This is a genomic window from Streptomyces wuyuanensis, from assembly GCF_900103455.1.
Lineage (GTDB): Bacteria > Actinomycetota > Actinomycetes > Streptomycetales > Streptomycetaceae > Streptomyces > Streptomyces wuyuanensis.
This window is the reverse complement of record NZ_FNHI01000001.1, coordinates 255,197-277,655: the sequence shown is the minus strand read 5'-3', so window position 1 is coordinate 277,655 and position 22,459 is coordinate 255,197. Positions and strand designations below refer to the sequence as shown.

20 protein-coding genes are annotated in these 22,459 nt (G+C 73.3%); 4 read left to right on the top strand and 16 right to left on the bottom strand.

Features of this window, described 5'->3' with window-relative positions; all coding sequences use genetic code 11:
- Nucleotides 1–25: 25 nt before the first annotated feature.
- Nucleotides 26–496: a VOC family protein gene (locus BLT82_RS01130; RefSeq protein ID WP_093651854.1), complete on the bottom strand. Its 471-nt coding sequence runs from the start codon at nt 494–496 to the stop codon at nt 26–28.
- A gap of 1 nt (nt 497) precedes the next feature.
- Complete coding sequence (locus tag BLT82_RS01125; protein WP_093651853.1) at nt 498–1,478, bottom strand: DUF5996 family protein; 981 nt, start codon at nt 1,476–1,478, stop codon at nt 498–500.
- A 308-nt stretch (nt 1,479–1,786) separates the two neighbouring features.
- Here BLT82_RS01125 and BLT82_RS01120 point away from each other — a divergent pair, with 308 nt between their 5' ends.
- A complete protein-coding gene (locus tag BLT82_RS01120; RefSeq protein WP_208867628.1) occupies nt 1,787–2,440 on the top strand; it encodes a response regulator in 654 nt (217 codons plus the stop codon).
- 106 nt (nt 2,441–2,546) lie between these two features.
- Here BLT82_RS01120 and BLT82_RS01115 read toward each other — a convergent pair whose 3' ends face one another.
- Both BLT82_RS01115 and BLT82_RS01110 read right to left on the bottom strand, forming a co-directional pair.
- Nucleotides 2,547–2,729 (bottom strand): ATP-binding protein, encoded by a 183-nt coding sequence (locus tag BLT82_RS01115; RefSeq protein WP_143041464.1) that lies wholly within the window; start codon nt 2,727–2,729, stop codon nt 2,547–2,549.
- Nucleotides 2,726–3,742: a sensor histidine kinase gene (locus BLT82_RS01110; RefSeq protein ID WP_107490219.1), complete on the bottom strand. Its 1,017-nt coding sequence runs from the start codon at nt 3,740–3,742 to the stop codon at nt 2,726–2,728. The genes BLT82_RS01115 and BLT82_RS01110 overlap by 4 nt, the downstream gene beginning before the upstream one ends.
- A gap of 719 nt (nt 3,743–4,461) precedes the next feature.
- On the opposite strand from BLT82_RS01110, the gene BLT82_RS01105 reads away from it, so the two are divergent.
- Nucleotides 4,462–4,857, top strand: a complete 396-nt coding sequence (locus BLT82_RS01105) for an ATP-binding protein (protein WP_167745932.1) — start codon at nt 4,462–4,464, stop codon at nt 4,855–4,857.
- A 51-nt stretch (nt 4,858–4,908) separates the two neighbouring features.
- Here the strand turns inward: BLT82_RS01105 and BLT82_RS01100 are convergent, their stop codons facing one another.
- The 10 genes from BLT82_RS01100 to BLT82_RS01055 all read right to left on the bottom strand — a co-directional run bounded on the left by BLT82_RS01100 (nt 4,909) and on the right by BLT82_RS01055 (nt 17,522).
- Nucleotides 4,909–6,456 (bottom strand): MFS transporter, encoded by a 1,548-nt coding sequence (locus tag BLT82_RS01100; RefSeq protein ID WP_093651849.1) that lies wholly within the window; start codon nt 6,454–6,456, stop codon nt 4,909–4,911.
- A 432-nt stretch (nt 6,457–6,888) separates the two neighbouring features.
- The gene (locus BLT82_RS01095; RefSeq protein WP_093651848.1) at nt 6,889–7,599 is read right to left on the bottom strand and encodes a GntR family transcriptional regulator; all 711 of its coding nucleotides are present in this window, start codon (nt 7,597–7,599) and stop codon (nt 6,889–6,891) included.
- Nucleotides 7,600–7,641: 42 nt separating this feature from the next.
- Complete coding sequence (locus BLT82_RS01090; protein ID WP_244291773.1) at nt 7,642–8,601, bottom strand: ornithine cyclodeaminase family protein; 960 nt, start codon at nt 8,599–8,601, stop codon at nt 7,642–7,644.
- Nucleotides 8,598–9,668: a proline racemase family protein gene (locus BLT82_RS01085; RefSeq protein ID WP_208867626.1), complete on the bottom strand. Its 1,071-nt coding sequence runs from the start codon at nt 9,666–9,668 to the stop codon at nt 8,598–8,600. The genes BLT82_RS01090 and BLT82_RS01085 overlap by 4 nt, the downstream gene beginning before the upstream one ends.
- 176 nt (nt 9,669–9,844) lie before the next feature.
- Nucleotides 9,845–10,846 carry a proline racemase family protein gene (locus BLT82_RS01080; RefSeq protein WP_093651846.1) on the bottom strand — a complete coding sequence of 334 codons (1,002 nt, stop codon included), beginning with the start codon at nt 10,844–10,846 and terminating at the stop codon, nt 9,845–9,847.
- Between the two features lie 99 nt (nt 10,847–10,945).
- Nucleotides 10,946–11,848, bottom strand: a complete 903-nt coding sequence (locus BLT82_RS01075) for a dihydrodipicolinate synthase family protein (RefSeq protein WP_093651845.1) — start codon at nt 11,846–11,848, stop codon at nt 10,946–10,948.
- Between the two features lie 199 nt (nt 11,849–12,047).
- Nucleotides 12,048–13,610, bottom strand: a complete 1,563-nt coding sequence (locus BLT82_RS01070) for an FAD/NAD(P)-dependent oxidoreductase (RefSeq protein ID WP_093651844.1) — start codon at nt 13,608–13,610, stop codon at nt 12,048–12,050.
- On the bottom strand, nt 13,591–13,905 hold the full coding sequence (locus BLT82_RS01065; protein ID WP_093651843.1) for a (2Fe-2S)-binding protein: 315 nt from the start codon (nt 13,903–13,905) through the stop codon (nt 13,591–13,593). Before BLT82_RS01065 ends, BLT82_RS01070 begins: the two co-directional genes overlap by 20 nt.
- On the bottom strand, nt 13,902–15,077 hold the full coding sequence (locus BLT82_RS01060; protein WP_093651842.1) for an NAD(P)/FAD-dependent oxidoreductase: 1,176 nt from the start codon (nt 15,075–15,077) through the stop codon (nt 13,902–13,904). The genes BLT82_RS01065 and BLT82_RS01060 overlap by 4 nt, the downstream gene beginning before the upstream one ends.
- Before the next feature lie 69 nt (nt 15,078–15,146).
- Nucleotides 15,147–17,522 (bottom strand): collagenase, encoded by a 2,376-nt coding sequence (locus BLT82_RS01055; RefSeq protein ID WP_244291772.1) that lies wholly within the window; start codon nt 17,520–17,522, stop codon nt 15,147–15,149.
- 210 nt (nt 17,523–17,732) lie between these two features.
- Between BLT82_RS01055 and BLT82_RS01050 the strand changes: the two genes are divergently transcribed.
- Nucleotides 17,733–19,118 (top strand): aminopeptidase P family protein, encoded by a 1,386-nt coding sequence (locus tag BLT82_RS01050; RefSeq protein WP_093651841.1) that lies wholly within the window; start codon nt 17,733–17,735, stop codon nt 19,116–19,118.
- Nucleotides 19,119–19,132: 14 nt separating this feature from the next.
- Here BLT82_RS01050 and BLT82_RS01045 read toward each other — a convergent pair whose 3' ends face one another.
- Nucleotides 19,133–19,531, bottom strand: coding sequence for a RidA family protein (locus BLT82_RS01045; protein ID WP_093651840.1), 399 nt, complete (start codon nt 19,529–19,531; stop codon nt 19,133–19,135).
- Nucleotides 19,528–20,670 (bottom strand): acyl-CoA dehydrogenase family protein, encoded by a 1,143-nt coding sequence (locus tag BLT82_RS01040; protein ID WP_093651839.1) that lies wholly within the window; start codon nt 20,668–20,670, stop codon nt 19,528–19,530. The genes BLT82_RS01045 and BLT82_RS01040 overlap by 4 nt, the downstream gene beginning before the upstream one ends.
- A 145-nt stretch (nt 20,671–20,815) precedes the next feature.
- Here BLT82_RS01040 and BLT82_RS01035 point away from each other — a divergent pair, with 145 nt between their 5' ends.
- Entirely contained in the window at nt 20,816–22,456 is a 1,641-nt protein-coding gene (locus tag BLT82_RS01035) for an AMP-binding protein (RefSeq protein ID WP_093651838.1), read from the top strand.
- Nucleotides 22,457–22,459 lie beyond the last annotated feature (3 nt).

Sequence of the window (22,459 nt, the reverse complement as noted above, 5' to 3'; positions counted from 1 at the left end):
CCGGACGGGGTGCCCCGGGCGGCACTCAGCCCGTGCCGGAACCGGCCGGCGGGTCGGCGAAGACGCCCCGCAGCATCCCGGTCGCCTGACCGACCTCGATGAGACGGCCGTCCGGGTCCTGCATGTAGCACCGCAGTTCGGCCTTGCGGTCGAGGGGTTCGGTCAGGAACCGGACGCCCTTCTCCTTCGCCCGGGCGTAGAACTCCGCGATGTCCGCGACGCGGATGTTCATGAACGCCGACACGGGGTCCCCCGGCTCCGGCGCGGTCAGGGTGATGCCCGGCTTGTCCGGGGTGGGGCCGCCACCGGGGTTCATGATGATCCAGCTGTTGGCGGCCTTCACGATGGCCGGATTCTCCGCCGTCACGACCTCGCCGCCGAGGACGTCCGCGTAGAAGTCCCGCGAACGGGCCACGTCGCGCACCACCAGGAAGTGCGTCAGGAACAGACCCGACTCGGGTGCCGGGAGCACGGGCAGGTCTGGCCGGTCGGACATGTCAGTCCCCTTCGCGCTGTCGTCGGTGGTGGCGCGGCCGCCGCGGGGCCCACCGGTCGGGGTCGTCCTCCAGTGCCGCCCGGTCCCACCCTCCGTGCACCGCGGCCGCCTCGTAGGTCGTGTGCAGGAAGGACGCGAGGGCCCGGTCGGGGTCGTCGGCGGTGCGGACCGCCTCGTAGGGCAGGAGGAACTGGCCGTTGTCCTTGCTGTAGAACGCGGCGTCGGGCGCGACCGCGTGTCCGGCGAAGCCGTCGGGCTCGGGGTAGGCGTAGGCGTAGAAGGCCCCCTCCTCCCCGCCGCCCGGCCAGAAGCCACAGCTGCTCAGCTCGCGGGAGTAGCCCTCTTCCATCACCCAGTCGCCGCAGTTCGGCGCGCCGCCCGGGTGGGGCGGCGCCGCCCTTCCGGAGAAGCGGGTGCAGGCAAGGTCCATCGCGCCCCAGAAGAAGTGCACCGGGCTGACCTTGCCCACGAAGTACGAACGGAACTCGCCGAGCACCCTGTCCGCCTGCAGCAACTGCTGCCAGAACAGGTGCGCTGCGCCGGGGTCGTAGGTGTCGTGCCGGTCGTCCTCGGCGAAGGGGACGGCCACTTCGACCTCGTTCGGGGACGGCTGGATCGTCGTCGGAATCCCGAGCTCCCGGAGGGCCTGCATCGTCTCGCGGTAGAAGTCCGCCACCGGTCTGGACTCGAGGGCCACGGTGCGGACACCACCGTCGCTGGTGCGGACGACCAGCTGGTGGTCGATGAAGTCGAACTCGATGTCGAAGACGCCCGACCCGAAGGGGATCGCGGACGTCGTCAGGCCGCGGGGACTGACGTACGACGTCACCTGCCACCAGTGGTTGAGCAGCGGCGCGTGCGCGAGCCGGACCTTGCCCACGATCTGCAGCCACATGTGCAGCGTGTCCCGGGTGTCAGTCCAGTCGGCCACGCGCAGCGCGGGCCATGCGCTCGGTGTGCCGGCGGTGTGTTCCCCCGTCATGCCGTCTCCCTCCGTCGGAAGGCGCGAAAGGACCAAAGGGTGCAGGGCCGATACACGATGCGGCGATGCGGCGATGCGGCGATGCGGACAACGCTGCCACCGTGGGAGGGACCGGGCAACCGCGCGGCGCTGCTGCCGTGCGGACCGCGGCGGCGCAGGGACGACGGGTGGGCGCGGCCGGTGGTGGTTCCTCCGCGCGGGCGCGCCCGGTCTCCGTTCCGCTTTGGCGGGACCACGCGCGTACGGCGACGATGGGGTGAGGAGGCGGGACGCGTGCGGCGCGTCCGGGCCGGTGCCGGAGGACCGCCATGGTGATCCATGTCCTGATCGCCGACGACAGCGAGATCGTGCGGCGCGGGCTGAGCGACATCGTCGAGGCCGGTGACGATCTGCACGTCGTCGCCCAGGCCTGGGACGGCCGCAGCGCGGTGGACGCGGCACGGCAGTTCAGCCCGGACGTGGCGCTGCTCGACATCCGGATGCCGGGCATGGACGGGCTGGAGGCGACCCGTGAGATCAGAGCGCTGCCGAGGCCGCCGCGGGTGCTGATCCTGACGACGTTCGGGGCGGACGAGTACGTCGACGAGGCCGTACAGGCCGGCGTCAGCGGATTCCTGCTGAAGGACACACCCCCGGAGGAGCTGCTGCGCGCCGTGCGTCAGGTCGCGGAGGGCAAGGCGGCGCTGGACCCGGCGGTGACGGGGCGGGTCCTGGACCAGCTCGCCGGGCAGTCGGCGCGGCTCACGGCGGCGGAGCAGCAGGCGCTGGAGTCGCTGACGGACCGCGACCTGCAAGTGCTGCGGCTGATCGCGAGAGGGCTGTCCAACGCCGACATCGGAACCGCCCTCCACATCAGCGAGGGCACGGTCAAGGGCCAGGTCAGCAGGCTGCTGGCCAAGCTGGAGGCGGACAACAGGGTGCAGGCCACCCGGCTGGCGTACCGCGCCGGGCTGGAGCGCTGACGAAGGCGGGGGCGGGGCGCGGCAGAGGCCGGCCGGGGCGCGGCACGGCACGGCACGGCGGAGGGCGGCCGGCGCGGACGGTCGGGAGCGCGGACGGATCGCCGGTTCAGTGGGGCGTCGGCGTCGCGCGGTGCGGGATGAAGGCGTCGATTCGGTACCCGCCGTCGCAGGGGCCCGCGGAAAAGGTGCCGTCGAGCAGTCCGACCCGCTCCCTCAGGCCGATCAGCCCGTTGCCGCCGCCCGGTGGCGGGGCGCCGTCGCCGGAACCGGTTGCAGGGCCGTTGGTCACCCACACCTCCACCCCGTCGACCCGGCATTGCACGAGAACACCGACCTCCGCCCCCGGCGCGTGTTTGGCGGCGTTGGTGAGGCCCTCCTGGACGATGCGGTGGATCGCGCGCTGGACCGCGTGCGGCAGGGCCTCGGGGTGCCCGTCGACGCGCAGTGTCGTGCGGCGTCCCAGCCGGCCTGCGTGATCGACGAGGGCCTGCAGCTGGGAGACGTCCGGCGGCGGGGATCCGGCCGGCGCGGACCCGCCCCGGCGGCGGGGGTGAGGACGCCGAGCACCTCGCGCAGTTCCTCCAGTGCCCGGTGGCCCTCGCCCCGGATCAGCTCGGCCGCCCGGGCGACGGCCGGGTCGAGGGCCGGATGCCCCGCATTGAGTGCCCCCGCGGTGAGCACGATGTTGCCGACCCGGTGCGCCACCACGTCGTGGAGCTCGCGGGCGATCCTCGCCCGCTCGACCACCTGCGCCCGCTCGACCAGCAGGTGCTGCTCGCGCTCCAGGGCTTCGACGGTCGCCCGCGCCTCCAGGGCCAGGTCGCGGCGGATGGCGACGACGTACCCGACGACCAGTGGCCCGAGGATGAACGCGAACGTGAACCCCGCGTCCCGCAGGTCCCAGTCCGGCGGGCCGGCCCACAGCACCATCGCCCCCGCCGCGCAGCCGGCGGCGCCGAGCAGCACCAGCGTGCGGATGCGCCGGTACGTCTCCCCCACGGTGTACATGGCCACGGCGAGGGAGACCGGGGTGAAGGCGACGACGTAGCCGGCCATGACGGCGAGGGCGACCGCGCAGGGGTTGCGGCGACGCCACCACAGGAGGCAGCCGACCAGACCGGACACCACGGCGACCAGGGGGGTCGGCAGGCCGGTGAGCAGTCCGTTCGACGGCTTCACCCAGGTGTCGGCCACTCCGATGGCCACGACGGCGGCGGTGAGCAGGGCGTCCTTCCGCCGTACCGACCAGCCGCCATGGCCCTCCCGGGCCTCTCCGCCCTCTCGGCCTGTGCACCCGGTCACCGGGCCCTCACCACCTCGCGCGAGCCTTCGCACGGCATGCGCGGCGCGGCATGCGCTGCGACGTCGTGCGCATGCCGGTATGCGCACCTTGCGGCCACTGTAAGGCGCGGTTCCCCCTCCGGCCGTGCGTAGGGCCGGGCGGGCGGGGGCGAAGGGCCGGGCGGGCGCACGGAAAGGGGCGGAGGGCCGATCGGGCGCGGACGGACCGGGCGGTACCGGACGGGCGTCGTCTCCTGCATCACTTTCGTCGCTTCGTGTGTGGAGGATCGGCATGCGCAACGGGAGCGCACGGGCTTCAGCCTGGATGTGCGGCGCCGCGCTGTTCGCCCTCCCCCAGGAAACGGCCGGCCGCCGATGTGCGGCGCGGTGCCGTTCCATCCCCCGGGACGGCGCCGCGCCGCGCTTCTGCCGATCGCCGAAGCGACCGTCCGCCTGTTTCGTCTGTTCGCCTGTTCGTCCGCAACCCCTGCCCGGGTACCCGGCCGGACCCGATCCGGAGCGAGGAACGTCCCGTGCTGCACGATCCGTACCGGGTGGGCGTCTCCACGTTCGCCGTGAGCGGTGCGCGGGCGTACGACGAAAGTCACGCCCGCACCATGACGTCCGGTATGCCGACTTCCATCGGAAAGGTACGTCCCCGGCCCCTCTCGTGCCATGAGGCTGGAAGGAGTGCGGAGGCCGGTACGGACGGCCCGACGACGGAACCCTGGAGATCACTGATGACGGGACACAGCGCAGTCGCCACCCTGCCGCGGCATCCGCGCTCGGCGGCCCACGCCCGGCGGGTCCTGGCGAAGGTGGCCCCGACGGACTGCGCGGTCGTGGACACCGCGGCGCTGCTGCTGTCCGAGGTGGTCTCGAACGCGGTACGGCATGCGGGCGGAGCGGCCATCGAGGTCGCCGTGGCCCGTGACCCGGCCGTGGGAGCGATCACCGGCGCGGTCTTCGACCGCGAGCCGGCCATGGGCTCCGGATCCCGCTCGGGCGACGCGCCCGCGGGCGAGATGGAGACGGGCCGCGGCCTGGACCTGCTGGAGGCCCTGGCGGCGTCCTGGGGTGTGGCCACGGTCGGCGACCACGGCAAGTGGGTGTGGTTCCGGCTGCCGGCGGAGTGAGGCGGCGCCGGTGCCGAGGGACGGGCCGGCGGGACGCGGGTGTGCCGTGCGTCAGCGCCGTGCCGGTCCCGCCGCTCCCTTCAGCCGTTCGATGTCCGACGGCCGCACCTGGATGACGAGCAGCGCGATCAGCGCGGCGACACCGGTGAAGACCGCGGCGAGTACGAACGCGGCGCCGGTCCCGGCGGTGAGCACCTGGTCGCCCCAGGGCGGCGGCAGCTGCCCGGTGCGCTCGTGGAGCAGCCGTTGCTGCGGGGTGGCCCGGGCGAGGAACTGCGGCGTCAGGCGGGCCGCCTCGTGCGCGGCAGCCGCCCCGAACACCGTGACCAGGACGGACAGGCCGAGCGACCCTCCGATCTGCTGGCTGGTGTTGAGCAGTCCCGAGGCCGCGCCCGACTCGTGCGGCGGGACACGGGAGAGTGCCATGAGCGTGAGGGAGACGAACTGCAGCCCCATGCCGAGGCCGAAGAGGATCATCGGCCCGAGGACGTCCCCCGCATACGTGGCGTGGACGTCGACGCCGGTCAGCCAGGCGAGGCCGGCGGTGGCGAGCAGCGCGCCGGTCACCATGAAGGGCTTGGGCCCGAACCGGGGCAGCAGACGCGAGGCCAGACCCGCTCCGGTTGCGATCACCGCGCTCACGGGGAGGAAGGACAGACCGGCCCGCAGCGGACTGAAGCCGAGGACGTTCTGCACGAAGAGCGTCAGGAAGAAGAACATGCCGAACATCGCCGCGGCGAGGCTGAGCATCATCCCGTACGTGCCCGCGCGGTTGCGGTCGGCGAACATGTGCAGCGGGGTGATCGGCTGCCGGGAACGGGTCTCCACCAGGACGAAGACGGTGAGGACCGCGGCCGCGGTGGCGAAGGACGCCAGGGTGCCCGCGTCCCGCCAGCCGACCTGCGCGGCGCGGATGAACCCGTAGACGAGCAGCACCATGCCGAGGGTCGACGTCAGGGCGCCTGCGATGTCGAAGTGCCCCGGACGGCGTGCGGACTCGCGGATGCGGCGCGGGGCGGCGAGGACGATGAGCAGCCCGATGGGGACGTTGACGAAGAACACCCAGCGCCAGTCGAGCCATTCGACGATGACGCCGCCCGCGAGGAGCCCGATGGCACCGCCGGCCGCGGACACGGCGGCGAAGACGCCGAAGGCCCGGTTCCGGTCGGGGCCCTCCCGGAACGTCGTGCTGATCAGGGCGAGTGCGGTCGGGGACGCGACCGCGCCTCCGGCGCCCTGCAGGGCGCGGGCGGCGAGTAGCTGCGGGGCGTTCTGGGCGAGTCCGCCGAGAAGTGACGCGACGACGAACACCAGCACGCCGGTGACGAACACCCGCCGTCGGCCGAGGATGTCGCCCGTCCTGCCGCCGAGGAGCAGCAGACCGCCGAAGGTGAGTGTGTACGCGCTGACCACCCAGGCCAGGCTCGTGGTGGAGAAGTGCAGCGATCGCTGGATCTGCGGCAGGGCGATGTTCACGATGGTGGCGTCGAGGACGACCATCAACTGGCACGAGGCGATGACCAGCAGGGCGATCCCGTTCCCGTCGCCCCGGGCGGGGGCGGCGGTCGACGGTACGGGGGTGGGCCGGGGCGTGGTCATGGCGTGGCTGCCTGGTCGGATGGCGGGCATCCGTCCTTCGACCGTAAGCCCGGGCGGAAAGGTTGACCAGTTGATCAAATCTGGGGTTGCGCCCTGCCCGGGTTGATCAACTGCGGCGATCGGCATTCGAGTTCGGGGCGGGCCACGCGGGTGCCGGAGCAGCGTGCGATCGGACGGATTCGCGGGGGCCGGCCCCCGTGACCGTCCGGGTGTCGTCGACGCCCCGATGCCATTGACGCCCGGGGCCGTTGATGTCCGAGCCGTTGACGTCCGGGAGCCGTCGACGCATGAGGGCATGGACCCGTGAGCGCATGGACCCGTGAGCGCATGGACCCGTGAGGGCATGGACGGCCGGGGCCGCCGGGAGGCTCGGGTCGACGGCGGAGGTGGCCGGGCCCGGCCGGCCCGCAGGGGTGCCGGACGGATGTTCCGTCAGCGGGCGCCGAGCGTGCGCCTGGGACGCGGCTCCACCGGTTCGTCCCTGGCCTGCGCCCAGAGCGAGCGGACATGGCCGAGATGGCGGGCCATGCACTCCTCGGCGGCGAGTTCGTCACCGGTGAGCATCAGGTCGAGCAGTTCGTGGTGCTCCTCGGCGGAGGCGACCAGCAGGCCGAGTTCGTCGAGCCGGGTCAGTCCGTAGAGTCGGGAGCGCTTGCGCAGGTCGCCGACGGTCTCGACGAGGCGGTCGTTGCCGGCCAGCGCGAGCAGACCGAGGTGGAAGCGGCGGTCGGCGTCCAGATAGCCGATCAGATTGTGGTTGCCGGCGTGCTCCACGATCTCCTCGGCCACCGGGCGCAGTGCCTCCAACTGGGCCTCGGTGGCGATCTGTGTGACCCGGCCGATGGTCGGCACCTCGATCAGGGCGCGGAGTTCGGTGTACTGGTCGAGGTCGCGCTCGCTGACCTCGGTGACGCGGAAGCCCTTGTTGCGGACGGGTTCGACCAGTCCCTCGCGGGCGAGGTCCAGCATGGCCTCGCGGACCGGTGTGGCGGAGATCCCGAAGTCCGCGGCGAGTCCGGGCGCGGAGTACACATGGCCGGGACGGAGCTCACCGGCCACCAGGGCGGCCCGCAGTGCGTGGGCGACCTGGTCGCGCAGCCGCTCCTGAGCCGTGATCAGGCCGATCTGCTTCAGGTCCCCCATGGTGCTTCCTCCGAGAATGCAGTGGAGGGCAAGCGTACAATGTCACGTTTCCCTGCCCCGTCCGGTCGTTGCCGCGCTGTGCACGGCGGCGGCCACGACGAGATCCTCCCAGGCCATGCCCACACTCTTGAAGAGCTGTGGACAACCCGCCGTGGGCCCGCTGCGGCCGGTGACCAGTTCGGCGAGCGTTCCTCTGGTGTGGTCCCGCCCGACGGCTCCCTCGGTTTCGGGGACGACGATGTCCCCGGCCTCGCGCCGGGCGGCCGTGCGCGCCTCGACGTACACGGCCGAGCGGCGGACGAGGACGGTGTCGGTCTCGCGGACGTGCGGTTCGTGGGATCCGACGGCGATCACGGTGGCGTGGTCGGGGACCAGCCGGCCGTCGAACAGTGGCTCGCGCGCGGTGGTGCAGCACAGCACCAGGTCGGCTCCGGCCACGTCGCCGGGTGTGCCGGCCCGGGCGTCCGGGCCGAGCGCGCGGGCGTGTGCGGCGAGCGCCTCGGCGCTCTCGGTGCGCCGGGAGACCACGGTCACGCGGGTCAACGGCCGTTCCGCGAGGACTGCTTCGAGGTGCCCGTACGCCTGGGGCCCGGCGCCGAAGATCACCGCGTGGCGCGTGTCGTGGGCGGCGAGGTGCCTCAGGGCGACGGCGGAGACGGCGGGAGTGCGCAGCGCGGTCAGCGCGGCGCCGTCCAGGAGTGCCAGCGGAACCAGGGTCCGGCCGTCGAGGAGCAGATAGCCGCCGGTGATGCGCGGCAGCCCGCGGGCGGGGTTCGCCGGGGCGACACCGGCGATCTTCACTCCGGCGTGGCCGCCGGCGGCCGCGGGCATGAGCAGCAACTGACCGGCGGGGACGGGCACTTGAGTGCGGGGCGGGCACTCCTCCGGGTCGAGGCCGCCGCGGAGTGCGGCCACGATCGCGTCGGCCGCCGCCTCGGGCGGAAGCAGTCGGGCGATGTCGGCCGCGCCGAGGTGGAGCAGTTCCGGGGGGTGCGCGTTCAAAGCAGGAATCCGGTCGCGAGGGTGTCGTGGGGGTCGAGGCAGAAGGTGTGCTCGCCGGTGCGGTGGGCGGTGCCGGTGACGTCGGTGACGGTGCCCTCGTCGGTACGGGAGACCACGCGGCCGGTGAAGACCGTGCCGGTGACGGACTCGTGGTGGAGGACGTCGCCGGGGCCCAGCCTGCCGTCTTCGGCGAGGAGGGCGAGGCGTGCGGAAGTGCCGGATCCACAGGGCGAGCGGTCGATCTGGCCGTCGGCGAAGACGGTCACGTTGGCCTGTGAGGGGCCGGTCGCGGTCTCGGGGAGTTCCTCGTGCAATATCACGCCGTAGACGCCTGAAAGCAGAGGGCTGTCGGGGTGCCAGGTGGCGGGGTGGCCGGCGAGCGCTGCCCGGATCTCCCGTCCGGCGCGGACGAGTCGGGGCAGCGACGCGCGGTCCACGTCGAGTCCGAGCTGCGCGGCGGGTACGGACGCGTAGCAGGCGCCGGCGTGGGCGATGTCGACGTCGGCGGTGCCGAATCCGGTGGCGACCGGGACCTTGCGTGCGGTGACCCGGGCGGGGACGTTGCGGAAGGTGACGGCCGTGGTGCGGCCGTCGGCGCGGTGGACGGTGGCCGCCACCCTGCCGGACGGCACGTCGATCCGGACCCGTACGGAGCCGTCGTCCGGGGCCGTGACCCGACCGGTGTCGACGGCCCAGGCGCCGAGCGCGATCGTGCCGTGGCCGCAGGCGGTGGAGTAGCCGTCCTTGTGCCAGAACAGGACGCCGAAATCGGCCCCGTCGTCGTCCGGCGGCACCACGAAGCCGCCGTACATGCCCGCGTGGCCGCGGGGTTCCTGTGCGAGGAGCCGGCGGACGTCGTCGATCGGGCCGGAGCGGGGAGCGGTGGGGGAACCTCCCGTGCCGATGGCGTTCGCGCAGCGCTCGGCGACGGTGCGGCCGGGCACCGGGGGCAGCCCTTCGGTGACGATGCGGAAGGGCTCTCCGGCCGTGTGGTAGTCGGTGGTGCGGACGGTCGCCACCGGGCGGGCGGATGCGGGCCCGGTGACGACCGTGGCAGGGGCCGGCACGGCAGCGGCCGGAACGGGAGCGGCCGGAACGGGAGCGGCCGGCTCTGCCCGATGCGGAGCCGGCGCGGCCGTCGGGGCAGCCGGGGCCGGGGACTCCGTTCGGGCCGGGGTGGACGACGGGGCCCGGGTGGGCGGCGAAGCGGGCGAGTCCGGTGAGGTCGGCGGGTTGGGCGCGGTCACAGGAGGAAGCCTCCGGGGAACGGGTCGGACGGATCGAGGAAGTACTGGGCGGTGCCGGTGATCCAGGCCCGGCCGGTGACGGTGGGGATCACGGCGGGCAGCCCGCCGACGGTGGTCTCCCCCACGAGCCGGCCGGTGAACTCGGTGCCGATGAAGGACTCGTTGACGAAGTCCCGGCCGGCGGGAAGCTCGCCGCGCGCGTGGAGCTGTGCCATGCGGGCGCTGGTGCCGGTTCCGCACGGGGAGCGGTCGAACCAGCCGGGGTGGATGGCCATGGCATGCCGGGACCGTACGGCGTCCGAGCCCGGGGCGGTGAGGTAGACGTGCTTGACGCCGGCGATGCCCGGGTTCTCGGGGTGGACGGGCCGGTCGGTGGTGTTGATGGCATCCATGACGGCCAGGCCGGCGGCGAGCAGGTCGTCCTTGCGGTCGCGCTCGAAGGGCAGCCCCAGGGCGTCCAGGGGGACGAAGGCGTAGAAGTTGCCGCCGTATGCCATGTCATAGGTGACCGTTCCGAACCCCGGGACATCGACTTTGAGGTCGAGGCCGAGGCAGAAGGACGCCACGTTGGTCAGGGTGACGGAGCGCGCCTCGCCGTCCTCGACGTGCACGTCGACGGAGACGAGTCCGGCGGGGGTGTCGAGGCGGACGGTGGTGACCGGTTCGGTGACGGGCACCATGCCGGTCTCCACCAGGACGGTGGCGACGCCGATGGTGCCGTGGCCGCACATGGGCAGCAGCCCCGACACCTCGATGAAGAGCACGCCGTAGTCGGCGTCGGGCCGGGTGGGCGGCTGCAGGATCGCGCCGCTCATGGCGGAGTGGCCGCGCGGCTCGTACATCAGCAGGGTGCGGATGTGGTCGAGGTGCTCGGCGAAGTGCAGCCGGCGTTCGGCCATGGTGGCGCCCGGAACGACCCCGACCCCTCCGGTGATGACGCGGGTCGGCATCCCTTCGGTGTGCGAGTCGACGGCGTGGTAGACGTGGCGGGTGCGCATGGGTGTCCCCTTCTCGTGCTGCCCCGGTTCCGTGCTGCCGGTCGCGTACGGCCCGGTTCGTGCTGTCCCGGTCGCGTACTGCCGGTCTCGTGCTGCCGGCTAGTGGCGCCCCTCCGCGAGGGCCTTCTCGGTCGCGGCGCGGACGGCGCTCTCCTGTTCGCCGGTGAGGGGCGAGCGGGGCGGGCGGGTGTGACCGCCGGGGCGGCCTGCGAGGTCCATGGAGAGCTTGATGGCCTGGACGAACTCGGTCTTGGAGTCCCAGCGCAGCAGCGGGTGCAGGGACTTGTAGAGCGGCAGCGCGGTGTCGAGGTCGCCCGCGACCGCGGCGCGGTACAGCGTGGCGCAGGCGGAGGGAAGGGCGTTGGGGTATCCGGCGATCCAGCCGACCGCGCCGGCCAGGGCGAGTTCGAGCAGGACGTCGTCGGCGCCGATCAGCAGGTCGAGGCCGGGGGCGAGTTCGGCGATCTCGTAGGCGCGGCGGACGTCGCCGCTGAACTCCTTGACGGCGACGATGCTCTGTTCGCCGTGCAGCCGGGCGAGCAGTTCGGGGGTGAGGTCGGTGCGGGTGTCGTAGGGGTTGTTGTAGGCGACGACGGGGAGGCCGGATCGGGCGGCCTCGGCGTAGTGGGCGGCGACGGTGCCGGGGTCGGCGCGGTAGGAGTTGGGGGGCAGCAGGAGGACGGATCCGGCTCCGGCTTCGGCGGCCTGGTCGGCCCAGCGGCGGGCTTCGGCGCTGCCGTATGCCGAGACGCCCGGCATCACGCGGCTCCCGTCGCCAGCCGCCTCGACGGCGGTGCGGACGACACGGGCGCGTTCGTCGTCGGTGAGCGTCTGGTACTCGCCGAGGGAGCCGTTGGGGACGACGCCGTCGCAGCCGTTCTCGATCAGCCAGGCCACGTGGGCGGCGTAGGCGTCGTAGTCGACGGAGAGGTCGTCGCGGAGGGGCAGGGCGGTGGCGACCATGATGCCGTGCCAGGGGCGTGTGCGGGGTGCGGGTGCCATGGCGACTCCTAGTGTGAGGTGTGACATTTTACTAATCGCCGTACCGCCGCCACAAGGGCGAGCGGCGGTACGGACGTGGTCTCCTGACGGTCCGTCGGGCCCAGGCCCGGCTGCCCGTGACCCGGACCAGCCCCGGCCCCCCGACGCAGTCGGGCACACGCGTCCGTCGCGCCCGTCGTCCCGGATGCCGTTCCTCGGGTCAGCGGTCCGCCGGGGCCGGTGGTTGGGGCGGCGGCGGCGCCTGTGCGGGAGGACCGGCGCCGGGCAGGGCGGCGAGGTGGCCGAGCGGTACGGGGCAGGACAGCGGTCTCCGGTCGGGGGCCGGCTCCGCACCGGCCAGGCAGGCGACCGCGGGGCCGCACATACGCCCCTGGCACCAGCCCATGCCGGCACGGGTCAGAAGTTTGACGGTACGGGCGTCGCGTGCGCCGAGTTCGCCGGCCGCCTCCCTGATCGCCCCGGCCGGGACCTCCTCGCAGCGGCACACATGAGTGGCGTCGTCGAGCCACGCGGTCCAGCCCACGCCGGGCCGGTGCACGGTGGCCATCGCCTCGCCGAAGGCCCGCAGCCGGTCGCGGCGTCCGCGCAGGACCGCCGCGCGCGGCGGCAGGCGGGTGCCGCGCAGGGCGCGGGCGACGGAGTACGCGGCCAGTTCGCCCTCGGCCAGGGCGAGTTCGGCCCCGCCGATGCCACCGGTCTCCCCCGCCGACCAGACGCCCGGCACCGAGGTGCGCTGCTCACCGTCGAGGTCGAGGGCCGGCGTGCCGTCGGCCGTGCGGAGCGTGGCGCAGCCGAGTGCGGTCGCGAGTTCGAGTTGGGGGACCAGTCCGTGGCCGGTGGCGAGGGCGTCGCAGGGGATGCGGCGGGCGCTGCCCGGTAGCGGACGCCAGTCGCGGTCGAGTCGTTCGACGGTCACCGCCTGGACCCGGGCCGTGCCGTGGGCGGCGGTGACCGCGTGGCGGGTGAGGAGCCGTACGCCGTGCCGTAGCAGTGTGGCGCCGTGCGCGGCCCCTTCGGCGAGCTTGCCGGGGTTGCGCAGCAGGGCGGCGGGCCGGTGCGCGTAGGAGGGGTAGTCGGCGGCTTCGACGACCGCCGGCACGGTGCCGCCGGCGGCGGCGAGGGCGGCGGCGACGGCGAGCAGCAGCGGGCCGCTGCCGGCGACGACGGTCCGGCGGCCGGGGAGGACGAGTCCGGATTTGAGCATGGCCTGGGCGCCGCCGGCGCCGACGACGCCGGGCAGGGTCCAGCCGGGGAACGGCAGTTGGCGTTCGTATGCTCCGGTGGCGAGGAGGACGGTGTGCGCCCGGACGGTGACGGGGCTCTCGCCGCCGTCCTCGCTGCCGGCGCCCGGGCCCTCGTCCGCGACGGCGTGCAGTCGCCAGACCGGGGCCGGGGCGGGGGCCGACTGCCGGGTTTCCGCGGGTTGTTCGGGCAGGACGGTCCACACGTGGTGGCCGGGCAGGTGGCGGAGGCGGCCCGTGGTGGTGTGGGCGCGCAGGCGGCGCTCGAGACGGGCGAACACGTGCCAGTGGTGGTGCAGGGCCTGGGGCCGGGCGGCGCGGAGGCCGGGTGCGGGGTGGCGGTAGTACTGGCCGCCGGGGCGCTCCCCCGCGTCGAGGAGCATCACGTTCAGTCCGAGTCCGGCCGCGGTGACGGCGGCGGCGAGTCCGGCGGGGCCGGCGCCGACGACGGCGAGGTCGCAGGGTGGGTCGTCGCCGGTGCTGCCGGGGGGTGCGCCGTGTTCAGACGGCGAGGTCGTCATGGCCGGTCCCCTTCTGTGTGGTGATCACGTCGCCGGGGCGGGCGGGGACGAGGCAGGCGCGCCGGTTGGGGCGGCCGTTGACGGTGGCGAGGCAGTCGTGGCAGGCGCCGATCCCGCAGAAGGCGCCTCGGGGTGCGCCGCTGTCGCGGGTGGTGCGCCAGGCGAGGATTCCGGCGGCCCACAGTGCCGCTGCGATGCTCTGTCCGGGCAGGGCGGGGACGGGGCGTCCGTCGAAGGTGATCTCGTACGGGGGGCCGGGGTCGGCGCGGACGAGGCGCGCCGGTGTGGTGGTCACTGGGCTGCTCCTGCCTGGTCGAATCGTTCGGGCCGGAACGGCCGCAGGTCCAGGGCGGGCTGGTCGCCGGTGAGGACGGCGGCGGTCAGGAGTCCGGTGGCGGGGGCGAGGCCGATGCCGGCGCCCTCGTGACCGCACGCGTGGAACAGTCCGGGGACGCGCGGGTCCGGGCCGATGGCGGGGAGGTGGTCGGGGAGGTAGGGGCGGAAGCCGTGGTAGGTGCGGATGGCGCGGACGCCGGCGAGTACGGGGAAGAGGGCGGCGGCCTGGTGGGCGAGGCGGCGGAGGGCTTCGGCGGAGAGGGTGCGGTCGAAGCCGACGCGTTCTCGGGTGGCGCCGATCAGGACCGGTCCGGCGGGCGTGCCTTCGACGACGGCGGAGGACTGGAGGTCCGCTGAGCCGCTGGCGACGTCGGAGATGTAGTCGGCGGCGTAGACCTTGTGGCGGACGACGCGCGGCAGTGGTTCGGTGACGAGGACGAAGCCGCGGCGCGGGTGCACGGGCAGGTGGGTGCCGGCGAGGCGGGCGAGGTCGCCCGCCCAGGTGCCGGTGGCGTTGACGACGGCGGGGGCGTGGAGTTCGCGGTGGGGCGTGCGGACGCCTCGCAGGGTGCCGTCGGGGTGGGCGAGGAAGCCGGTGACTTCTTCGCCGAGGTGGACGACGGCGCCCGATCGCCGTGCGGATGCCAGGAGTTGGGCGGCGGCGCGGGCGGGCTGGACCTGGGCGTCCTGGGGGTAGTGGAAGCCGCCGGCGAGGCCGGGGGCCAGATGGGGTTCCAGGTCGTGGAGTGCGTGGGAGGGGACTTCGTGTGTCTCGACGCCGGCTTTGCGCTGGGCTGCGGCGAAGTCGCGGAGTGCGCCGAGGGCGGTCTCGTCGGGCGCCACGACGAGACCGCCTTTGGGCTCGTACTCCGCCTCCGGTGGGAGGTCGTCGGCGAGTTCGCGCCAGAGCCGGGTGGACAGCAGCGCGAGGTCGAGCTCGGGGCCCGCCTCCTTGTCGGAGACGAGGAGGTTGCCTTCCCCGGCGCCGGTGGTGCCGCCCGCGACGGAGCCGCGGTCGACGACGGCGACGGCGAGGCCGGCGCGGCTCGCGTAGTGGGCGCAGGCCGCTCCGACGACGCCGGCGCCGACGATGACGGCGTCCAGGGGACCACGAGGGTTTCCGGTGGGCACGGCAGTAATATGTCACATTGCCGTGTCGTCGGGAAGGGAACCGCGGGAACGGTGCGTCCCCGCAGCGGCTCAGCTGCGCAGGGGCCCTTCGCAGCGGTAAGTGGACGTACCGGCACGTCCGTTGGTCCAGATCTCGACGGGCCCGAAGGAACAGTTCATGTCGGCGAGGTTGGTCGAGGCGGCTCCGGCCCGGTCGAGGATGAAGTAGTCGACGGTCTCGGACATGTCCTTGAAGACGAGGTCCGGGGAGGCGGCGTCGGAGAGGTTGGCGGTGATCCGGCCGGTGCAGGTGAAGCGCCGCTTTCCGGGGTCGCCGTTGTCCCCGCAGGCGGGGTCCGACCCGGTGGCGGCGGCGAAGGAGGCGCGGACGGCTTCGGCCGAGGCGTCCCTGAGACGGTCGTTGGGGGTGTAGGCGGTGTTGGGCACGAACAGTTCGTCGACCTTGGCGATCTGTGCGTCGAGGAAGGTGTCGTAGGCGCGCTGGAGCGCCGGGTCGCCGCCGAGCCGGCTGCGCCAGGCGTCGAATCCCGCGGGGTCGTCCGACCGGAGCAGGCCGTACATCTCCCGCAGCAGTGAGGGCCGTTCGGTCCACAGGAACTCGAAGAAGGTGCCCGCGTAGTCGTAGAAGCGGAAGCCGTCGCCGTCGTAGGTGGCGTGGAGGAGCTGGGCCACGGTCATCCGCGGGCCGCCGCCGGCGGTGTCGTCGATGACGCCCTGGACCAGGGACTTGCGGACCGCTATGCCGTCGTCGCGGGTTGCGCCGTCGAAGAACTCCGCCGTGCCCTCGTCCATGGCGGTGGTGCGGTCGCCGCTGTACCAGGGGCCTTCCCCGAAGTATCCGGGCACGGCCCAACGGCCGTTGAGGTAGTGGACGTACTCGTGCCGGAAGAGTTCCTCGAGGGTGAGGGAGGAGTCCTGCGGGACCCTGCGCTGGTAGGTGTAGAACGTGGCGCCGCGCTCGATGTAGATGCCGCCGTTCTCGGTACCCATGCCGGTGAGGATCGGGTGGTAGACCTCGTAGTCGGCGCGGGAGGCGTAGAGCACGATGCGGAGTGCGGTGTTGGTGTCGCCGGCGAGCGGGGTCTCGGCGCCGAGGACCCGGTGGAACTGCGCCTTGACCTGCTTGCTCGCGTAGTAGAGCTGGTCGACGGTGGCGCGGTCGAGGCCGGTGCGGACCTTGATGGTGCCGTTGTCGTAGGTGAAGGTGTTCGGGAAGATCTGCCGCTCGATGTCGTCCTTGCACACCGCGTAGGGTCTGCATGCCTCGTAGAAGTTGAGCCAGGAGACGAGTGAGGCCCAGGGGCGGCTGCCGTTGCCGAAGTTGGCGCGGGTGACGGGCAGCAGGGCGCCGAGGTCGGGCACGATCCCGGCGTTGAGCGGGGCGATCTGGCCGAACCGGCCGTACTCGCTCAGCGCGTCGCGCACGATCCACTCGTTGACGGTGCCCTTGAGGTGGGTGTGGCCGGCGAAGGCGCGGAAGGCGGCGCGGTACGAGACGTTCCCGGTCACGACGTTGTGGAACGCGGTGTCCTTGTTGCCCGGGTAGACGCCGAGGTAGTTGACGGAGAGGGCGGCGAGGGCCGCGCCGCCCCAGGAGGCGTCGTCGTACTGGCCCTTGTGGTACTTGTCCATCGTGGCGAGGACCTTCTTGATCAGCCCGAGCTGGCTGTGCCGAAGGCCGGGGGCGCTGGCGGTGTAGAGCGCCTCGCGGAGGGTCTCGGCGTTGGTGCGGGTGACGTCGAAGGTGCGGGGGGCGGTGCCGAAGTCGTTGACGGCGCGCCTCAGGACCTCGGTGGTCGGGGCGTCGGTGATGTCGATCTCGGGGCGCGAGAAGTCGTGGTAGGCGACGGCGTGGAGATAGGTGAACATCTCCAGCAGGTGCGTGCGGTTGGTGCCGTCGTGCGCGGCGGCGAGTGAGGATATTCGCCGGCCGACGGCCTGGACGTGCGCGTCGGACATGACCGGGGCGAGGCGTGCGTCCCAGGTCCAGATCAGTCCGGAGAGGCAGCCGTCGGCGGTGACGGCGGGGTCGGCGAGGAAGTCGGCGAGCTGCTGGGGGCCGAGGCGGGTGAGGCCGTCGAGGGTGCAGGGGACGCCGGCGGAGGTGCGGCGGTCGGCGCCCCGGGTCGTGCCGGCGTGGTCGGTGCCGGTGCTCTGGCGGCCGGGGGTGCGGCCCTGGGCGAGGCCTCCCGGCGCGGGGGCGGGGCCGGCGGCGGGCTTGGGTGCCCGTGCGACACGGTCGACTTCGTCGTGGGGGTTCGCCCCGCGGTCGGCGGGTGCGGACCGGCCGGCGAGAGCGGCGGTCGCGGTGCGGGACGCGGGGTCGCCGGGCGCGTCGACGGCGTGGGCGGCCTGGCCGAAGGGGGCGAGGAGGGTGGCGGCGACGGCTGCGGCGAGCAGTGGTCTGCGCGGGGATCCGGGCAGAGCGGATCTGGGCTGGGACACCGGTGTCTCCTGTGTGGGAGGTGGCTGGGGGGTGGTGTTTCAGCGGTGCGGTGATCGCGAACTCCTGGGCGGTGCAGGGGGATTGGCTGTATCCGGAGGCGCGATGTGACCCGTAACATAGTAATGTGAAATTGCACTGACAACCCCTCAGGGCCGTTCCGCATGTGCGGATTCGGGGATCCATGGGTTCGAGGATTTCGAGGAGTCGAGATGGCCGGCAGTGACCCCCTCCCCCAGCGCCCTCACACCGGCAGCCATGACCTGCCGGTTTCCCCGGAGTTGGCGGAGTTCATGAGGACGGGCTGGACGGAGGAGACGCTGCCGTCCGGTGCCCGCGTCCCGGCCCGCGACATGACACCGGCCCGGCGCAACCGGCTCTCGGCGCGCTTCCCCGGGGAACGTCTGCTCGTTCCGGCCGGGGAGTTGAGGGTCCGCTCCAACGACTGCGACCACCGCTTCCGCCCGCACAGCGCCTACGCCTGGCTGACGGGGCTGACCGGCGAGGACCAGCACGGCCATGTGCTGGTGCTGGAGCCGTCCGGTCCGGGCGGCGGGCACGAGGCGGTGCTGTACATCCGTCCCCGGCCGGTGCGCGCCGGCGGCGACGACACGTTCTACCGGGACCGCCGGTACGGGGAGTTCTGGGTCGGCCGGCGGCCCGACCTGGCCGAGGCCGAGCGGTTGACGGGGGTCCGCTGTGTCCATCTCGACGATCTCGGCCTGCTGCCGCCCGGCCGCGACGCCGCGTCCGACCCCTCGCTCGCCGCGGCGCTCTCCGAACTCCGGCTGGTCAAGGACCCTTGGGAGGTCGCGGAGTTGCAACGCGCGGTCGACCACACGGCGGCCGGTTTCGAGGACGTCGTGCGTGCGCTGCCGCGTGCGCTCACGCATCCGCGCGGTGAGCGGTGGGTCGAGGGTGTGTTCGGGCTGCGGGCCAGGCTGGAGGGGAACGGCACGGGTTACGAGACCATCGCCGCGTCCGGCGCGCACGCCTGCGTGCTGCACTGGACCCGGAACGACGGCCGGCTGGACCCTTCCGAGCTGCTGCTGCTGGACGCGGGCGTGGAGACGGACACCCTCTACACGGCGGACGTCACCCGCACGCTGCCGCTGTCCGGCCGGTTCTCACCCGTGCAGCGACGGGTGTACGAACTCGTCCTCGCCGCGCAGGAGGCGGGCATGGCGGCGCTGCGGCCGGGGGCGCGGTTCCGTGACTTCCACCGGGCCTGCATGGGCGTGATCGCCGAGGGCCTTGCGGACTGGGGCGTGCTGAAGGACCGGGAGGGCGACCGCCACCGCCGGTACACGCTGTGCAGCAGCGGCCACATGCTCGGGCTCGACGTCCACGACTGCGCTCGGGCCCGTGCGGAGGCGTATCTCGACGGGGTTCTGGAGGAGGGGCAGGTGCTGACGGTCGAGCCTGGGCTGTACTTCCAGCCCGGCGACGCGACGCTGCCCGCCGAGCTGCGCGGAATCGGGGTGCGCGTCGAGGACGACCTGGTCGTCACGGCGGACGGGGCGCGGCTGATGTCGGGCGCGCTGCCGCGGTCGCCGGCGGCCGTCGAGGAGTGGATGGGCTCGCTGCTGGAGGGCTGATGCGCCGGCGGGGGTCAGGGCAGTACGGCGGCTCCGTCGAGCTCGACGAGGGCCTGTACGTCCCAGAGGCGTACGGCGCCGATGACCGCCATGGCCGGGTAGTCGCGGCCGGCGAGCCGGTGCCAGACGCGGCCGAGTTCTTTGGCGTGGCGGCGGTAGTCGGCGACGTCGGTGGCGTACACGGTGACGCGGGCGAGGTCGTGGGGGGTGCCGCCGGCGGCGGCGAGGGCGGCGAGGAGGTTGCCGAGGGCGGTCTCGAACTGTTCGACGAGCCCGTCGCCGGTCACCTTGCCGTCGGCGTCGAGTGCGGTCTGGCCGGCGAGGAAGACCAGGCGGGAGCCGGTGGCGGCGACGGCGTGGGAGAAGCCGCTGGCGGGTGCGAGCCCGGGCGGGTTGATGCGTTCGAGGCTCATCGGGTGGTCTCCTCGGTGCCGGCGGTGGTGTACAGCTCCTTGGCGATGATGCTGCGCTGGACCTCGCTGGCGCCTTCGTAGATGCGCGGGGCGCGCACTTCCCGGTAGAGGTGTTCGAGCAGATGGCCGCGCTGGAGTGCGCGTGCACCGTGGAGTTGTACCGCCGTGTCGACGACGTACTGGGCGGTCTCGGTCGCGAACAGTTTCGCCATGGCGGAGCGGCGTGGCACGTCGGGGGCGCCCGCGTCGTAGGCGCAGGCGGCGGCGTGTACCAGGAGCCGGGCGGCTTCGGTCCGGGTGGCCATTTCGGCCGCCTGGTGGGAGACGGCCTGGAGGTTCTTCAGGGGGCCGCCGAAGGCGTTGCGGCGTGCGGTGTGGTCGAGGGTGGCGTCGAGTGCGGCCTGGGCCATGCCGACGGCGAAGGCGCCGACACTGGGCCGGAAGAGGTTGAGGGTGTCCATGGCGACCCGGAAGCCGGCGCCGGGGGGGCCGAGGACGTCCTCGGGGGTGACGGGTACGCCGTCGAAGGTGAGGGCGCCGATCGGGTGCGGCGACAGCATGTCGAGGGGCCGGCCGGTGAGTCCGGGGCGGTCGGCGGGGACGAGGAAGGCGGTGATGCCGCGGGCGCCGGGGGCTTCACCCGTGCGGGCGAAGACGGTGCAGAAGTCGGCCTCGGGGGCGTTGGAGATCCAGAGTTTCTCGCCGGTGAGCCGCCAGCCGGGGCCGTGCGGTTCGGGTGCCGCGTCGAGGGCGAGCGCGGCGGCGTCGGAGCCGGCGTCGGGCTCGCTCAGCGCGAAGGCGGCGACAGCGCGGCCGGTGACGACGTCCGGCAGCCAGCGGTCCCGCTGGGCGGGGGTACCCGATCGGTGCAGCGGGTGGGCGCCGAGTCCCTGGAGTGCGAGGGCGGTCTCGGCCTCGGTGCAGCCGTGGGCGAGGGACTCGCGCATGAGGCAGAGGTCGAGTGCGCCGGCGGTGAAGAGTCTCTCCAGGAGGCCGAGTTCGCCGAGTGCGGTGAGGAGTAGCCGGTTGACGCGGCCGGGTTCGCCTTTCTCGGCGAGGGGGCGCAGCCGTTCGGCGGCCAGGTCGCGCAGTTCGGCGCACCAGGCGGTCTGTTCCGGTTCGAGCGAGAATGCGGGCATCCGGTTCCCCACTTCCTGCGGCCGGAGTACGGGGCGGGTGGCGCTGTTGTGCGGCGGCCTCGTGAAGCAGGTTATCGCGGACCGTTGACTGTCGTCACCATCACGATACGCTCGTTGCGCGACCCCACCACGACAAGGGGGCGGAATGGTGCTGACACCCTCGGCCGGCCCGGAGCTGACACCTTCGGCTCATCACGACACGTTCGCGCGGGACCATCTGCCGCCGCCGGAGCAGTGGCCGCGGCTGCTGTTCGACCTGCCGGAGCTGCGGTATCCGGAGCGGCTCAACTGCGGTGCGGAGCTGCTGGACGCCACGATCGACCGGTACGGGGGCGGCCGTGCCGCCTTCCGCGACGGGACGGGCGCCGTCTGGACGTACGGCGAACTGCGTGAGCGGGTCGACCGGATCGCGCATGTGCTGACCGGTGAGCTGGGCGTGGTGCCCGGCAACCGCGTGCTGCTGCGCGGCCCGACCACGCCGTGGCTGGCCGCTTGCTGGCTCGCGGTGATGAAGGCGGGCGCGGTGGCGGTGACGGTGCTCGCCCAGCAGCGCGCCCGGGAGCTGGCGGTCATGTGTGACATCGCACAGGTGACGCATGCGCTGTGCGACATCCGTTCCGTGGACGATCTGGTGAAGGCCGAGGTGCCGGGGCTGCGGGTCACGGCGTTCGGCGGTGACGGGCCCGACGATCTGCTCCGGCTGGCGGAGGGCAGTCCGGCGGTGTTCCGGGCGGTGGAGACGGCGGCGGACGACGTGGCGCTGATCGCGTTCACGAGCGGGACGACGGGCCGGCCGAAGGGGTGCATGCACTTCCATCGGGACGTGCTGGCGGTGGCCGACACGTTCTCGGCGCGGGTGCTGCGTCCGTCGCCGGACGATGTGTTCGCGGGGAGCCCTCCGCTCGGCTTCACGTTCGGACTGGGTGGTCTGGTGGTCTTCCCGCTGCGGGCGGGGGCGTCGGCACTGCTGCTGGAACAGGCGGGACCCGGGCAGTTGCTGCCGGCGATCGCCGAGCACCGGGTGTCCGTGCTGTTCACGGCGCCGACCGCGTACCGGCTGATGCTCGACGGCGTCGACGGCCACGACGTCTCCTCGCTGCGGCGCTGTGTGTCCGCCGGGGAGAACCTGCCGGCCGCGACATGGCGGGCGTGGCAGGAGCGGACGGGTCTGCGGATCATCAACGGCATCGGCGCGACCGAGCTGCTGCACATCTTCATCTCGGCGGCGGACGGGGACATCCGGCCGGGGACGACGGGTGTTCCGGTCCCGGGCTGGGAGGCGCGGGTGGTGGACGGGGACTCCGGGGAGCCGGTGCCGGACGGTGAGCCGGGGCTGCTGGCGGTGCGGGGGCCGGTGGGCTGCCGCTATCTGTCGGATCCCCGGCAGGGCGTGTACGTGCGGGACGGCTGGAACCTGACGGGCGACACGTACGTGCGGGAGCCGGACGGGTGGTTCCGCTATGTGGCCCGCGCGGACGACATGATCATCTCGGCGGGGTACAACATCGCGGGCCCGGAGGTGGAGGACGCCCTCCTCGCGCATCCGGACGTGGTGGAGGCCGCGGTGGTCGGCCGTGCCGATGAGCTGCGGGGCCAGATCGTGGCGGCGTACGTGGTGCCGCGGGACGGAGCCGCGCGCGACGAGGCGGGTGCCGAGGCGCTGCGGGAGTTCGTGAAGACGCGTCTGGTGCCGTACAAGTGCCCTCGGGCGATCGTCTTCATGGACGCGTTGCCGCGCACGCCGACGGGGAAGCTGCAGCGGTTCCGCCTGCGGGGCCTAGAGTGATCA

Excerpts from the sequence above, each read along its gene's own strand:
- BLT82_RS01130 (WP_093651854.1), bottom strand. The coding sequence starts at position 496 with ATGTCCGACCGGCCAGACCTGCCCGTGCTCCCGGCACCCGAGTCGGGT.
- BLT82_RS01125 (WP_093651853.1), bottom strand. The coding sequence starts at position 1,478 with ATGACGGGGGAACACACCGCCGGCACACCGAGCGCATGGCCCGCGCTG.
- BLT82_RS01120 (WP_208867628.1), top strand. The coding sequence starts at position 1,787 with ATGGTGATCCATGTCCTGATCGCCGACGACAGCGAGATCGTGCGGCGC.
- BLT82_RS01105 (WP_167745932.1), top strand. The coding sequence starts at position 4,462 with ATGACGGGACACAGCGCAGTCGCCACCCTGCCGCGGCATCCGCGCTCG.
- BLT82_RS01100 (WP_093651849.1), bottom strand. The coding sequence starts at position 6,456 with ATGACCACGCCCCGGCCCACCCCCGTACCGTCGACCGCCGCCCCCGCC.
- BLT82_RS01095 (WP_093651848.1), bottom strand. The coding sequence starts at position 7,599 with ATGGGGGACCTGAAGCAGATCGGCCTGATCACGGCTCAGGAGCGGCTG.
- BLT82_RS01080 (WP_093651846.1), bottom strand. The coding sequence starts at position 10,846 with ATGCGCACCCGCCACGTCTACCACGCCGTCGACTCGCACACCGAAGGG.
- BLT82_RS01075 (WP_093651845.1), bottom strand. The coding sequence starts at position 11,848 with ATGGCACCCGCACCCCGCACACGCCCCTGGCACGGCATCATGGTCGCC.
- BLT82_RS01070 (WP_093651844.1), bottom strand. The coding sequence starts at position 13,610 with ATGACGACCTCGCCGTCTGAACACGGCGCACCCCCCGGCAGCACCGGC.
- BLT82_RS01050 (WP_093651841.1), top strand. The coding sequence starts at position 17,733 with ATGGCCGGCAGTGACCCCCTCCCCCAGCGCCCTCACACCGGCAGCCAT.
- BLT82_RS01045 (WP_093651840.1), bottom strand. The coding sequence starts at position 19,531 with ATGAGCCTCGAACGCATCAACCCGCCCGGGCTCGCACCCGCCAGCGGC.
- BLT82_RS01040 (WP_093651839.1), bottom strand. The coding sequence starts at position 20,670 with ATGCCCGCATTCTCGCTCGAACCGGAACAGACCGCCTGGTGCGCCGAA.
- BLT82_RS01035 (WP_093651838.1), top strand. The coding sequence starts at position 20,816 with ATGGTGCTGACACCCTCGGCCGGCCCGGAGCTGACACCTTCGGCTCAT.